The following is a 12,504-nucleotide window of genomic DNA, read 5'->3' as shown; positions in this document are numbered from 1 at the left end:
ACTTGAATATGCGTATGGTCTACCAATAAACCCCTACGCCAATCCCTGCACTTGTTTGACCATCTGCGCAGGGGTCAGGCGGCCCACCACCCGCTCATCCACCACGGCCACCGGCGCCAGGCCGCAGGAGCCGAGGCAATAGACCACCTCGAATGTGACCCGGAAATCGTCGGTGGTTTGGCTGGGGATGATCTTGAGGGTGTTGCCCAGTTCGTCAATGATCCTGGCCGCGCCTTTGACGTGGCAGGCGGTGCCGTCGCACACGCGCACGATGTGACGCCCACGGGGGTGCAAATAGAACTGCGAATAGAACGTGGCGACGCCGTAGATCTTGCTCAACGGCGTGCCGGTGCGCTCGGAGATGACTTCCAGCACCGGCGCGGGCAAATAGCCGTATTCATCCTGCGCATGCTGCAAAATGGGGATGAGCGCGCCTTTCTGATCGGCGTATTCGGCCAAAATCGGTTCTAACAGGCTCAAATCAACGGATGGCTGTGCCATGTGGGCATTCCTCTCCAATCAAGATCAATCGTTTTCTGATCGTGCAGGGCAGCCTGCCGGTCCATGTTGACACGCTGCGATTATAGCGCGGCGACCGGCCGCACCCTATGACAAAAGTCATATCCTCAAGTCAATTTGTGCAATTTGGCACAAACCTCAACCAATGTCAATGGCAAGCCGCGCCGGGCAGCGCAGCGCCGCGGCCAGTTCCGGGATGGTGAGCGCGGTCAGGCGAACCCGTGTGCGTCCGATCATTTCGTTCAGGCGGTGCGCGTCGCCGTTTTGCACCAGGGGCCAGGCGCCCAGCATGGGGAATTGCGCTCGCGCCTGCGCCGGGGTCAGACGGGCGGAGATTTCGAGCGCCGGCGCGGCGAGATCGGGCGGCACGAAGCCCAGGTTGGCAAGCAGGCTGAAACTGGGGCGATCCACATGGCAGGGAATGACCAGGCCGCCCAGCGCGTTGACCTGCGCGGTCGCCTCCTCGATGCTGAACGCGGTGGAGGTGAGCAGAAGGGGTGTGTGGTGACGGATGAACTCGCCCGTTGCGTCCACCACGAACTGCCCGCCGAAATGCTCCGGATCATTCATGAGCGGCGGCAGGCTGGCATCCACCCGCGCCTGCCAGGCGAAGGCGGCCGCGTTATTGTCGAACAGGCAGAGCAGGTGAACCTCCTCCCGCGTCTGCACCTCCATCCCCGGCCAGACCGTCAGCGGCGTGCCGGCCGCGGCCCGCTGCACCGCCTCGACGTTGTGCGTGGCGTTATGATCGGTCACTGCGATCAAGTCCAGCCCCAGCGCCAACGCCCGGCGCACGATCAGCGGCGGGATCATCTCCACCTCCGCGCAGGGCGACAACACCGTGTGCAGATGCAAATCACAGCGAACCCAGCGCCCCTCAGACCCCCAATCGAAGATCAGAGATCCGAGATCAGAGATCGGGTACGTGGAAGACGGGAGTTGGCTGGTCTCCGCTCTCACTCCCCCCTCACCCCCATGCCCGCCAACTGCCCCACCACCGTGAATGTGCCGGCCGGGGTGCTGAACAGGGGGACATTCTCCTGTTCGGCGCGGGCCAGGGTTTCGGCGCTGATGGTCGCGCCCTCGGTGATGATGACGCCGGCCAGGTTGAGCAGGCTGGCCACCGCAACCACATTGGGGTGCGCCTGCAGCGTAACCCACAAGGCGCCGGCTTTTGCGGCCGCCATCACGCAGCTCAACAGGTCGGCCGCATAGCCGCTGAGCACCGGGCGGTCCAGCGAAGTCGTGGGGGTCATCAGGGTTAGTTTGAGTGCATCTGCGATTTCCTGCAATTGCATCTGATCTCTCCGTCATATCTCGCAAAACCAGGGGCTACGTGTGGTTGCCGACGAGGAAAACGGCGCGCAAGGTGGTGCCGCGTCCCAGGGCTGAGTCCATCTCGACCGAGTCACTGTAGCGCTTGATGTTGGTAAGCCCCATGCCGGCGCCAAAGCCCAACTCGCGCACCCAATCCAGCGCCGTGGTAAAGCCGGGTGCAAAGGCCATCTCGATATCGGCAATGCCCGGGCCGTCGTCCGCGGCGCTGAGGGTGATGCGATGGGGGCTGATCTCGACGCGCAGCTCACCGCCATGGGTGGCGTGGATGACCAGGTTCAGCTCGGCCTCGTAGGCGGTGATTGCCAGGCGCCGCACCAGGGCCGGATTGGCGCCCAGGCGTTCCAGCGCACGCTTGACCTTGCTGGACGCCTCGCCCCCGCGCGTAAAATCACGTGGAGCCACCTGATAGCGTAGCAGCAGGCTGGTCTCATCCGACACAATGTCATCGAAGATGTGGCTGGCGCGGTAGCGGCGCATCTCCTCGTCCTGCAGGCGGCGGTTGAGGGTGCGCAGCAGCCCGCGCGTGATGTCGCTGGCGGTGACGATGCCGACCAGGCTACCGGCGTCGTCCAGCACCGGCAGACGGCCATAGCCGTGCTGGGCAAACAGATTGACCGCCTTGACGGCCCGGTCATCGGTGCGCACCGCCATCACCGTCGGCGTCATGTGATCGGCCACCCGGTCATCGGCGCGCTGGTCTGCCAGTGCTTTGATCAGGTCCTGGATGCTGATGATGCCGAGTAGGCGCCCATCCGCGGGGTCCACCACCGGCGTGCCGGAGATGCGCCGTGTGCGCATGATCTCCATCAACTCGGCCAGCGGCGTGTCCGGGGTCACGGTGATCGGCGTGGCGGTCATCACCTCCTGCACGCGCAACTCATAGACCAGTTCCTGCACGCGGGTCAGTTCGTCCCGTTCTGGGGCGGTGATAGCCGTGACGGCTGCGTTTGTCATCACGGCTGCTCAGGTCGAAAGTCGGCCAGGCGGTTGTTGGGCAATCCCGCCTGATAGAGGAGACCGCAGGCCTGGTACATGCTATAGTCGCAGGCGATGAGGGGAATGTGCAGCTCGTCGGCCAGCTCGATCGTGGCTGACGGCGGCTGCTTGCCGCGCACGAAGACGATGGCGCCGACGTTGGCCATTTCAGCCGTGCGCACCACCTGCTGGTTGGTCAGCCCGGTGAACAGCAGGCTGTTGCCGTCCGTGGTGAAGGCCAGGACGTCGCTCATCAGGTCGGCGGCCCCGCCAGAGGTCAACTCCAGCTCTGGGTTGTCGGTGTTGTTGACAATGCGGCCGTTGAGGATACGGAGAATTTCGTGTAGTTGCATACAGTCTGATCGTTCCAATCGCTGGCTCAGGCCGGCGGCATGGCCGTGATCTCACGCGCGCGGATGAGCAGAACCAGTTCCCCCATACTTGGGGGCCAGGGGGCCCGTGATCTCACGCGCGCGGATGAGCAGGACCGGCACCGTGGCCTGGCGCAGCAGCTTATCGGCGACGCTGCCGAAGACCCAACGGTTGATGCCAGAACGACCGTGGGTTGACATAACGATTAAGTCGGCTTGAACAGCGGCCGCCAGGGCCAGAACTTCTTCGGCCGGATGGCCGTAGCGGACATCAACATGGCAAGGGGCGCCCCAGTCATTGATCTGCGCGGCCACCTGTGTCAGGTACGCGCGCAGATCGAGCTCCAGTTGTTCCAGCTCACGTCGCGCCATGTCCAGGTGGTCTTGTGAAATGTAGAATGGGTAAAGGCTGACCATCGTGACGGAGCGGTCCTGCAGCAAGGGCGCGACCGACAGCAGATAGACATCAACCGGTTCAGGGCTGGCTGCAACCAGCGCCTGGACGTGTGGCAGAGCCTGCTCGGCAAATGCAGAGCCATCGAGCGGTACCAGAATATGGCGATACATAACTCCCTCCCTCGTCACCGATTATAGCGACGCGGAGACCGCGATGCTATGATTGGGGTCATAGGGCAGGGAGCAGAGGGCAGAGATCAGAGATCAGAGATCAGAGAGCAGAGATCAGCAGCAGTTCCAAATGTAGCCTGGTTTTTAACCACAGAGATCACAAAGAACGCAGAGAGGTGGCCGATTTGCGTCTGATCTGCCGTTTCTTTGTGTTCTCTGTGCTCTTTGTGGTTGAATGTGTGCTACATTTGGAACTGCTGAGAGATCAGAGGGCAGAGATCAGAGAACTCAGAGAGGAATGCTGAACGAGGACGATCTTTTGTGAAAACGCCGGGAATGCTGGCGATTTTCTGCGAAAACGCGTCACTACTCAGCCTGCCCCTGGCATCGGATGAATCCGACGCCTGATACCCCTGGAAACCCGCTTCAGCGGATTGCGGACGGCGTTTCGAACCTGCTTCAGCAGGTTTTCGCTATTTCAGCCGCCGATTTCAATCGGTGGCTGAAATCGGTGAGCGAAAGTGTGAGCCGCAGACTCTGGCCCGCACATCATTCGTCTTTCACGCACCTGATCTCCGATCTCTAATCTCCGGTCTCCACTCAGTATCCTTACTTGACGCCAGCTTTGGCTAGAATTTCCAGGGTTTCTGCACCGAGTACGAGCCGAATGTCCAGGTTGGCCTGGTCAGGCGGTGGATTGCGCACTTCGGAGGCGGTGACGTTGAAGATGGTTGCCAGTTGCCCCAGGGTGTAACGCTTATCGGTGTAGGTCATCAGGGTGGCGCGTGCGTAGGTCGAAACATCGGCGTCGCCCAGTTGCTCAACCACGAAGCCGAGCGATTGCAGCCAGGTGGCTGTGCGGCGCGCCAGGCCGGGCGTTTCGGTGCCGTTCAGGAGGATGATCCTGGCATTTTCGGTCGTCAGGCGTTGACGATCGAGGGTGACGGTTGTGGTGGGCGCCGTCGTGCCGGTGATGGGTTGACCGCCGGCGAGCGGGGGCGGCGTCCCTTCCGGCATCACGATTGGCGTGGCGAACAGGCGATCCACCACCGCGCGAATCTTGTCGCGATCGGGGATGAGAATCCACGCACCAGCTTCCGAATAGGTGCATTCGCCCAGGGAGCAATCAATGACAGCCTGCTCGATCTGATCGAAGTCCACCTGGCGCCCCAACTCGGCCAGGGCCAGCAGACGATCGAGCGGAAGGTCGGTCTGCACCGATTGGGCCAGGGAGCGCACCAGGCCGGGCAGATTGCGGATAAGGGTGGGCAGCATGCCCTGGCTGAGAATCTTGTTCTTGAGGGCCAGGATCACCTGCTGCTGGCGCCGGGCGCGGCCAAAGTCGTTATCAACGTGGCGCGTGCGCGCGTATTTCAAGGCCAGGGTGCCATCCATGTGCTGCAACCCCTTGGGGATGAACAGCGGATCGAACCCGTAGTCGTCACTGGGATAGGTTGGATCGTTCAGATCACGCGGTACATCAATGTCAAGGCCACCGACGTAATCAATGATCTCGCGGAAGCCTTCGAAGTTGAGGCGCACATAGTAATGAACCGGGTAACCGATCAGTTCGCTGACCGTTTGCTTGGCCAGCGCCGGCCCGCCGCCGGGATAGTCCTTGAGATCACCGATGCGGTGCGCGGTATTGATCTTGTTGTAGATCTCGTAGCCGGGAATCTTGACCCAGGTGTCGCGGGGAATCGAGAGCATGCCAACCTGACCGTGCGCAGGGTCAATGGTGATCAGCATCATGCTATCGGTCAGGCCGGGAATGGTCTGGGAAGGGCGTTGATCCACGCCCAGGATCAGGATGTTGACGCGTTCAAGTCGCGAGACATCCCAGGTTGGCGCCGGCTGCACGACAGACGCCGGTTCGTCGGGGCTGGGTGTCTGCACCGGATCCGACGCGCTGGATGCGCCATTTTGTCCCGGTAGCGGCAGATTGCTGAAGGTGATGGCCGGCAGCTGGGAGGTTTGGGCAATCACCTCGCGTGCCCAGTGGAAGAGTAGGAAGCCAGCGTAAACAAACGTGAACAGGAAAGCGGCCAGGAGCACAGTCAGCACCAAGCTGGCCCACCGTGAACTACGTGGGGCAGCCACAGGCCGCGGACGCATCGTACTCAGGCTATTGATCGTTTTCGATGTCGAACTCATGGCGGCGATTATAGCACACACGCACAAGGTACCCAAATGGCCGTCAGGAATTCCAAATGTGGTTGCTGAAGACATCTGGAGACATCTGGAATGAAGGTTTTAGCCGGTTATTGGGCACTTGAGAACCCTGTGGCAGACCGGCTGAAGCCTCGATTCCGGGTACAGTCACGGGAATGCGCCTAGCGCGGAATGTCCGCCCGATAGAGCGCGGTGCTGGTCAGCAGGAAGAAACGCGCGCCTGGCTCATCCACGAACAGGCTGCGTAAGCCGCGCAGTTTTTGTCCGTCCGCCTCGCGGAATTGGCGCGTGTAGACGCCGTTCTTGTCGAACTGGAAGATGCCGCCGTTGCCGGCTGCGCCCACGTAGAGGTTGCTCACCTCCACGCCGCCGTCAATGCCAACGAATAGCCCAACCGGCTCTTGCAGCGGGTCGGGGAGACCCTGCAGCGAGAATGGTTCGGCCTGACCGCTGCGGAATTTTTGCACGCTGCCATTGGCGAGCAAAATCCAGACGTTGCCATCAATACCCATGTCTACGGCGCCGGTCAGGTCAATCGGTGTTGTCGGCGGGAAGTATTGCTCTGGCGCCGAATCGTAGGCCAGGTCAGCGCCTGGGCGATACTTGAGAACCTGCTGGAGGGTGCTATCGAGCACATAGAAATTGCCCGCGTAGCTGGCAGTCAGGCGCGGGCCTTTCCACATATCGCGCATGGCCACCGGTCGCGCCTTCAGTTCCCACGGCGCACGGAATTCATACAGCATACCGGTGGCATCCAGCACGAGTAGGGTTGAATCGGTGCGCGGGCCAACCGGCGGCGCCCACACCATGTCAATCAATTCACCGACGACGAGTGAGCCAACCGACTGTCCTCGCGTCACGAGCGGGCCGCCGTCATTGGGCTGCAGACCGTCGCCCTGTTGGTTGAGCCGATAACGCTCCACGGTGTCGCGCCCGCGGTCGAGGATGAAAATATCGGCTCCATCCACCAGCACGCGTGCCAACTCGCGCCCGGTGCCCTCGAATTCCTTCAGCGGCGCCACCAGGTAGAGCGGCACGACCCGATTGACGCGATCCAGTTCGGCCCGGACACGCCCCTGCACATCTTGCGCCTCTAAGTTGCCCGGCTTGAGGGCCAGTGCATCGGTGATCTTCGTCTGGGCGGTGGTGAGCTGGGCACGCGCCTGCGTTTCATCCAGCGACGCCACGGCCGCGATGGTTGTCTGCGCTTCGTCCAGCAGCGATTGGAAGCGCTGTTCGCGATCGCGCGCGCGCAGCACATACATCACCGCGACGATCGTCAGGATGATGATCGGAATAGCAATCGCCAGGATCAACGGCAGCCGCGAACGCGAGGCGGGTTGGGCGGGCGGACGCGGGCGTGGTGGACGCGCCGCGGCCGCCGGTGCTGCACTGGTCTTGGGAGCGGGCGCCATAGCGCCGGTGGGGGGCCGCGTGGCGCCGCTCTTGCCGGGGGTATCCGGCAGGACGCGTTTGATGAGCGTGCGCCCGGCTTCTATGAGGTTGCTGCCACCCGGCTGACGCGCGTCGGTGCGGCTCGGTTGGCGCGGCGCGGCGGTCGGCGGCGCGGTCACGGTGGGCGCAGCCAACTCGGCATCCTCCCACCAGGCATCTTCATCGGCCCAATCGGCGTTGCTGCTTTCCTCATCGTCTGTCACCAGGGGGATGACAAGAGGGCGTTCTGTCGTCGCTGCTGCCTTGCTGCTGGTTGCTGGCGCTGCTGTAGTTGGCTGGGTGCGTCCCGGCGACGGGGCTGCTGTACTGGCGCTCTCTTTGACCATGACGATCAGGGCCGTCAGGTGCGCATCTTCGGCTAGTTGCACCAGGTAATCGGTGATGGTGGTGAGCCTGGGGGCTGTGGCCGCGCTGGCCAGCGCTTCCAGGCCGGCCTGCGTGGCCCAGTCGCTCTCCAGCAGCAGAATGACGTTGCCCGGCTCGATGCGCGTGTGGTAGAGGTCAATCATCGGTGCATTGTCGTCGCCCAGCGCGTCCTGCGGCGGTTCGGCGTAGACCGGGAACATCTCAACGGTGGCCGGGTGCGTGACCATGACCGTGGCCGGGCCAGCCTGTGCCAGATAGACGTGATCCTGCCACAGCGCCACGCAGCTCATGCCGCCACGCCAGCGCTGATCTCCGCTGCGGCCGGCGTTAGCCTCGCTCAGCAGGCGGTGCCCCTGTGACACGGCCGTGTGCAGGATGTCGTCCACGTTGCCCGATGTGTTGTAATAGGTGGACTGCACCTCGCTGAGGACCTGACGGTAGAGCCGGCTGCGTCCATCCTGCGGTCCGGTTAACTCTAAGAGGAGGTACAGGTTGCCTTTGGCTTCGCCTGGCTCCACAGCGCGCACGTTGGGGGCGTGGTCGCGGCGCTGACCGCGGGCGACTTCTAACTGACCGATGGTTGTTTGCAAAACGGTGCTCATGGTTTACCTCCCCTGTACGGGCGGTCTGCGTGTTCATACTGTCTGTGCTGACTGCCCGGCGGGCAGCCTGGGTTTATGCTTCGGCTTGGATGATGGGCGCCGCCGCGTGCAGCAGGCGTTCGATGCGTTCCGGCGCCACTTGGCGATAAGTGAAGTAACGCTGTAGCGCGGCTTGCGGCGTTAGCTCTTCGATACTTCCGGTGTCGCCAGACAGACGCAGGCGTACACTGCGCCGGACATCGTGCGTCAAGGTTGCGACATGAAAGGCCGGCGCCAGCGCCTTGCTGATCTGTTGATCGTCAATGAACTTCTCGATCTCCGGCGTGGTGTGGATGATCAACTTGACCACCGCGTCCGTGATCGGTTGGCGCTCGATGGCGGCGATGATCGCGGCGGTCGGCTCGTCCGCGGGCGCTTCCACATTGATGCTGACAAACGGCCGGGCGTTGACCTTGTGAAAGCGCCAGTTTGCCCTCTGCCCTGGCTCACTGAGTTCGACCATGACAAAACCCTTGTCCTCGCCCGCCTCGCCGAAATCAATCCGCTCCAGGCTGCCGGGGTAGACGATGGGCGGATCCGCGTCCAGGCTTTGGTGCTTGTGAATGTGCCCCATGGCCACGTAGCTGAGTAACGGATGGGAGACCAGGCTGCGCGGCAACGTCAGGTCATAGCCCAGCATCACGCTGCGCTCAGAGCCAAAGACCGCGCCCTGCACGGTGCCGTGGGCCGTCATGATCGCGGGCAGATCGGGGCGCAGTTTGGCGAAGAGGGTGCTGAGCACTGTATCCAATTTGCCCAGCAGGGTCTGGTTGATTTCTTCCAGGCTCAGGCCGGTGTACTGGTCGCGGGTGAGCAGGGCGCTGCGCGTCACCCAGGGCAACGCCACCAGTTGCAGAGCGCCGTGCCGCGTCGTGATGGTGAACAGATCCGGTTTGCGGGCCACGATCACGCCGGGAACTTCGAGGGTATTGAAAATTTCCAGGCTGTGCGCCTGACTGCTGGCATTGGGCACGTCATGGTTGCCCACCAGGAGAAAGACCGGGATTTGATGGGTGACCGCCAGGTGATGAATACGCCGGGCAAATTCACGCTGGTAGGTTGGGCTGGGATCGCGTGTCTTGAACGCGTCGCCGGCGAAGAGAACCAGGTCAACCGGGCCGGGTCCCTCTTCCTGCACGGCGTAGGCGATCAGTTCATCGAACACGCGCAGGAAATCGAGCGCGCGCGTCGAAAGGCCGGTCTCAGGATCGAGGCGGCCATAGTTCTCAACACCCAGGTGCAGATCGGCGAAGTGTAAGACACGAATCATGTTACCATTTTACTACGATATGCAAAAAGCGTAAAGTAGCGGACGCGGTCAACCGCTATGCGTGGACGACCGCAAGAGTGCCGCCTGAGCAGTTACCCGCAAGAACAGAAAGATGTGCCTTGACACGCCTTAGCGCTTGCCGGTCAGGGCGCCGGTGACTTCCTGGCGGTTGTGGAAAAGCTGGCGCGCACCGAGCACGCGGTACGCGGCTTCGAGGCCCTTCAGTGCCCGCGCCACCAGGATTTCCGCGTGTTGTTCCGGCAGTTTGAGGGTGATGAAGCCCAGACCCCCGCCTTGCAGCCAGGCGGCCGCACGCGTCATCACTTGCACCGAGGCCAGGGCGTCCATGCGCAGGTCATTGGTGATGACCACGAAGCGCTGCGCGCCCGGATCGAAATTTTGCACCAGGCCGCGCACATGGCGCACGCCGGGCATGTTCAGCAGGCGGCCGTCCAGGTCTGCCGGGTCAAGAGCGACGACATCGAGACCGCGCAGGCGCAGGATGCGTGTCCAGCCGCCGGGCGCCGCTCCCAGGTCGAGTGCGGCGCCGCGCGTGGGCAGTTCCAGTTTGAAGACGTCCAGCGCCTCCAGCAGCTTGAACTCGCTGCGGCTGATCTGCTCGCCCTCCTCACGGGCAAAGCGCATCTGGCCGCCCGACCAGGTGCTCAAATTCAGGCCGACCGGCGAGATCCCCAGGTAGGCTCGCTCCGCGGTGGCCGTCAGCGAGAGCACCTGGGCCGGCGCCCGCACATCGAGCGGCGCGCCGGTCAGCGTTTGCAGGAGGGCAGCCAGGCGCTGGTTGATATCAAAACGCGCCAGGGGCCAGGGGCCAGCGCCTACCAGGCGGCTCTGCACCGAAAAGGGGAGGTCAGCGTCCAGCCGCGCCGCCAGCGGCCTGGCGACATCTTCCAGACGGCTGAGGCCCGGCTCACCGCCCAGGAGCGGCGCCACCGCATGCACAGGGTGTACGTGCCGTACCCAGATGGGCGGCGCGTGTTGCCAGGCCGGCAGCAGGGTCTGCATCGGATCGGTCACCGCGACCAGCAGCGTGCCAGGTTCCAGCCGGCGCACCACCTCGGCGCCCGCGGCGGCGCGGCGCACCTCCGCGACAGCGGCTGCCTCCGAAGCAGGCGCCGCTGAGAGAATCACATGATCCGCAGTGTGGGTATTTTCCATGCCCGGATTGTACTCTGCCTGCAGGCTGGCTGCAAACCATGCGTGGCTGGCGCCGCGCTGACTTGCCGCCGCCCGCTGCGCGGTGTTACAATAGCTGCTATGATGGATGTGCAGGCGGCCGTGGCCGCAGCGATCAGCGCCTCAGCGCTGTTCGACCCGGACGAGTTGCTGGTGGTGGGCGTCTCAGGCGGCGCTGATTCGCTGTGCCTGCTGCACGTCCTTTGCGCTCTGCCGCCTGCGTTTGCGCCGCGCGTTCATGTCGCTCACCTGCACCATGGCCTGCGGGGCGCGGAGGCCGATGCCGACGCGGCCTTTGTCGCCGGCCTGGCCGCGGCCTGGCGCCTGCCCTGCAGCGTCGGTCAGGCCGATGTCGGTGCGCAGGCGCGCGGCGCCGGTCTTTCGCTGGAAGAAGCCGGCCGCCGCGCCCGCTACACCTTTCTGGGCACGGTTGCGCAGTCTGTTGGCGCCCGCACCGTGGCCGTGGCGCACAACGCCGATGACCAGGTAGAAACCATCCTCATGCACTTCTTGCGCGGCAGCGGTTTGTCCGGCCTGCGCGGCATGTTGCCGCTCAGCCCGCTGCCCCGGCCGCCCTGGGGGCGCGCGGTGGTAGATCGCCCACTGGAGACACGGGCCGGCGCGCCGGCTGCTGTGGACTTGCGCCTGGCGCGCCCCTTGCTTGACGTTCCCCGGCCGGACATCGAAGCGTACTGCCGCGAACACGGTTTGACGCCGCGCGTCGATCGCACCAATCTCGATGTCACCCTCTTCCGCAATCGCCTGCGCCATGAACTGCTGCCTTTGCTGGAAACCTATAACCCCGGCGTGCGCGCGGCCCTGCGGCGATCGGCGCAGGTGGTCAGCGATGAACAGCAGGTGCTGCGCGAGCTGCTGGCGACCCTCTGGCCGCAGGTGGTTACGCACAGCGACGCCGGCGCGGTCACGTTCGCGTTGGCGCCCTGGCGCCAGTTGCAGGTGGCCTGGCAGCGCAGCCTGCTGCGCGAGGCCATCCACCGTCTGCGGCCCGGCCTGCGCGATGTCGGCTTCGAGCATGTGGAACGGGCGCGCCGCCTGCTCATCAGCCCCGCCTGCGCCACCGGTCATCGTGTAACCCTGCCGCGCGGGCTGGTACTGACGGTCGGCTATGCCTCGTTCACGCTGGCGGATGACCAGGCCCGGCCGGATGATCACGCCGGGCCACAGTTGCTTGTACTCGCACTGCCGGTCGCCGTGCCGGGCGTGACCTGCCTGCCGGCAAGCAGTTGGCGGCTTGAGGCCGAGATGCGGCGGCCGACTGAGTTGCCGCTCGCCTGGCGAACAGAGCCGCAGCCCTGGCGCGCCTTTCTCGACGCCGATGTGATTGGCCCGGCGCCGTTTCTGCGCGCACGCCAGCCGGGCGATTGGTTGTACCCGCTCGGCCTGGGCGGTCACCGCACCTCCCTCAATGCCTTCATGATCAATCACAAGCTGCCGGCCGCGCTGCGCTCCCGCTGGCCGTTGTTGGTCGGCGCACAGGGCATCGCCTGGCTTTGCGGCCTGCGCCCAGACGAGCGCGCACGGGTACAGCCGGGCACGCAGCGGGTGCTGTGCCTGACCTGGCGCTACCTGCCTGCGGAGACCTTGTTTGAGCACGGGGAATAGGACGAGGATGACG

At 63.9% G+C, this 12,504-nt stretch carries 11 protein-coding genes; 1 reads left to right on the top strand and 10 read right to left on the bottom strand.

Annotated features, from left to right (window positions below; genetic code table 11):
- Nucleotides 1–33: 33 nt before the first annotated feature.
- The 10 genes from IPM84_26320 to IPM84_26275 all read right to left on the bottom strand — a co-directional run bounded on the left by IPM84_26320 (nucleotide 34) and on the right by IPM84_26275 (nucleotide 10,850).
- The gene (locus IPM84_26320) at nucleotides 34–501 is read right to left on the bottom strand and encodes an NAD(P)H-dependent oxidoreductase subunit E (GenBank protein MBK9096206.1); all 468 of its coding nucleotides are present in this window, start codon (nucleotides 499–501) and stop codon (nucleotides 34–36) included.
- A gap of 156 nt (nucleotides 502–657) precedes the next feature.
- On the bottom strand, nucleotides 658–1,332 hold the full coding sequence (locus IPM84_26315; protein MBK9096205.1) for a histidinol-phosphatase: 675 nt from the start codon (nucleotides 1,330–1,332) through the stop codon (nucleotides 658–660).
- 143 nt (nucleotides 1,333–1,475) lie between these two features.
- Nucleotides 1,476–1,817 (bottom strand): hypothetical protein, encoded by a 342-nt coding sequence (locus tag IPM84_26310; protein ID MBK9096204.1) that lies wholly within the window; start codon nucleotides 1,815–1,817, stop codon nucleotides 1,476–1,478.
- Nucleotides 1,818–1,851: 34 nt separating this feature from the next.
- Nucleotides 1,852–2,811 (bottom strand): CBS domain-containing protein, encoded by a 960-nt coding sequence (locus IPM84_26305; protein MBK9096203.1) that lies wholly within the window; start codon nucleotides 2,809–2,811, stop codon nucleotides 1,852–1,854.
- Nucleotides 2,811–3,185 (bottom strand): hypothetical protein, encoded by a 375-nt coding sequence (locus IPM84_26300; GenBank protein MBK9096202.1) that lies wholly within the window; start codon nucleotides 3,183–3,185, stop codon nucleotides 2,811–2,813. Before IPM84_26300 ends, IPM84_26305 begins: the two co-directional genes overlap by 1 nt.
- A 51-nt stretch (nucleotides 3,186–3,236) precedes the next feature.
- Nucleotides 3,237–3,770, bottom strand: coding sequence for a universal stress protein (locus IPM84_26295; GenBank protein MBK9096201.1), 534 nt, complete (start codon nucleotides 3,768–3,770; stop codon nucleotides 3,237–3,239).
- Nucleotides 3,771–4,379: 609 nt separating this feature from the next.
- Entirely contained in the window at nucleotides 4,380–5,834 is a 1,455-nt protein-coding gene (locus tag IPM84_26290) for an LCP family protein (protein ID MBK9096200.1), read from the bottom strand.
- Nucleotides 5,835–6,103: 269 nt separating this feature from the next.
- On the bottom strand, nucleotides 6,104–8,365 hold the full coding sequence (locus IPM84_26285; GenBank protein MBK9096199.1) for a hypothetical protein: 2,262 nt from the start codon (nucleotides 8,363–8,365) through the stop codon (nucleotides 6,104–6,106).
- Nucleotides 8,366–8,438: 73 nt separating this feature from the next.
- On the bottom strand, nucleotides 8,439–9,671 hold the full coding sequence (locus tag IPM84_26280) for an exonuclease SbcCD subunit D (GenBank protein ID MBK9096198.1): 1,233 nt from the start codon (nucleotides 9,669–9,671) through the stop codon (nucleotides 8,439–8,441).
- A gap of 132 nt (nucleotides 9,672–9,803) precedes the next feature.
- Complete coding sequence (locus IPM84_26275; GenBank protein ID MBK9096197.1) at nucleotides 9,804–10,850, bottom strand: 50S rRNA methyltransferase; 1,047 nt, start codon at nucleotides 10,848–10,850, stop codon at nucleotides 9,804–9,806.
- Here IPM84_26275 and tilS point away from each other — a divergent pair.
- Entirely contained in the window at nucleotides 10,824–12,491 is a 1,668-nt protein-coding gene (gene tilS / locus IPM84_26270) for a tRNA lysidine(34) synthetase TilS (GenBank protein ID MBK9096196.1), read from the top strand. The two genes, IPM84_26275 and tilS, sit on opposite strands and share 27 nt — an antisense overlap.
- Nucleotides 12,492–12,504 lie beyond the last annotated feature (13 nt).

The sequence above is a fragment of the Candidatus Amarolinea dominans genome, from assembly GCA_016719785.1.
Lineage (GTDB): Bacteria > Chloroflexota > Anaerolineae > SSC4 > Amarolineaceae > Amarolinea > Amarolinea dominans.
The sequence above is the reverse complement of the archived record's forward strand: the minus strand, read 5'-3'. Positions and strand labels throughout refer to the sequence as shown.

Coding starts and splice junctions, on each gene's coding strand:
- IPM84_26320 (MBK9096206.1), bottom strand. CDS start 501: ATGGCACAGCCATCCGTTGATTTGAGCCTGTTAGAACCGATTTTGGCC.
- IPM84_26315 (MBK9096205.1), bottom strand. CDS start 1,332: ATGATCCCGCCGCTGATCGTGCGCCGGGCGTTGGCGCTGGGGCTGGAC.
- IPM84_26310 (MBK9096204.1), bottom strand. CDS start 1,817: ATGCAATTGCAGGAAATCGCAGATGCACTCAAACTAACCCTGATGACC.
- IPM84_26305 (MBK9096203.1), bottom strand. CDS start 2,811: ATGACAAACGCAGCCGTCACGGCTATCACCGCCCCAGAACGGGACGAA.
- IPM84_26300 (MBK9096202.1), bottom strand. CDS start 3,185: ATGCAACTACACGAAATTCTCCGTATCCTCAACGGCCGCATTGTCAAC.
- IPM84_26295 (MBK9096201.1), bottom strand. CDS start 3,770: ATGTATCGCCATATTCTGGTACCGCTCGATGGCTCTGCATTTGCCGAG.
- IPM84_26285 (MBK9096199.1), bottom strand. CDS start 8,365: ATGAGCACCGTTTTGCAAACAACCATCGGTCAGTTAGAAGTCGCCCGC.
- tilS (MBK9096196.1), top strand. CDS start 10,824: ATGATCCGCAGTGTGGGTATTTTCCATGCCCGGATTGTACTCTGCCTG.
- IPM84_26275 (MBK9096197.1), bottom strand. CDS start 10,850: ATGGAAAATACCCACACTGCGGATCATGTGATTCTCTCAGCGGCGCCT.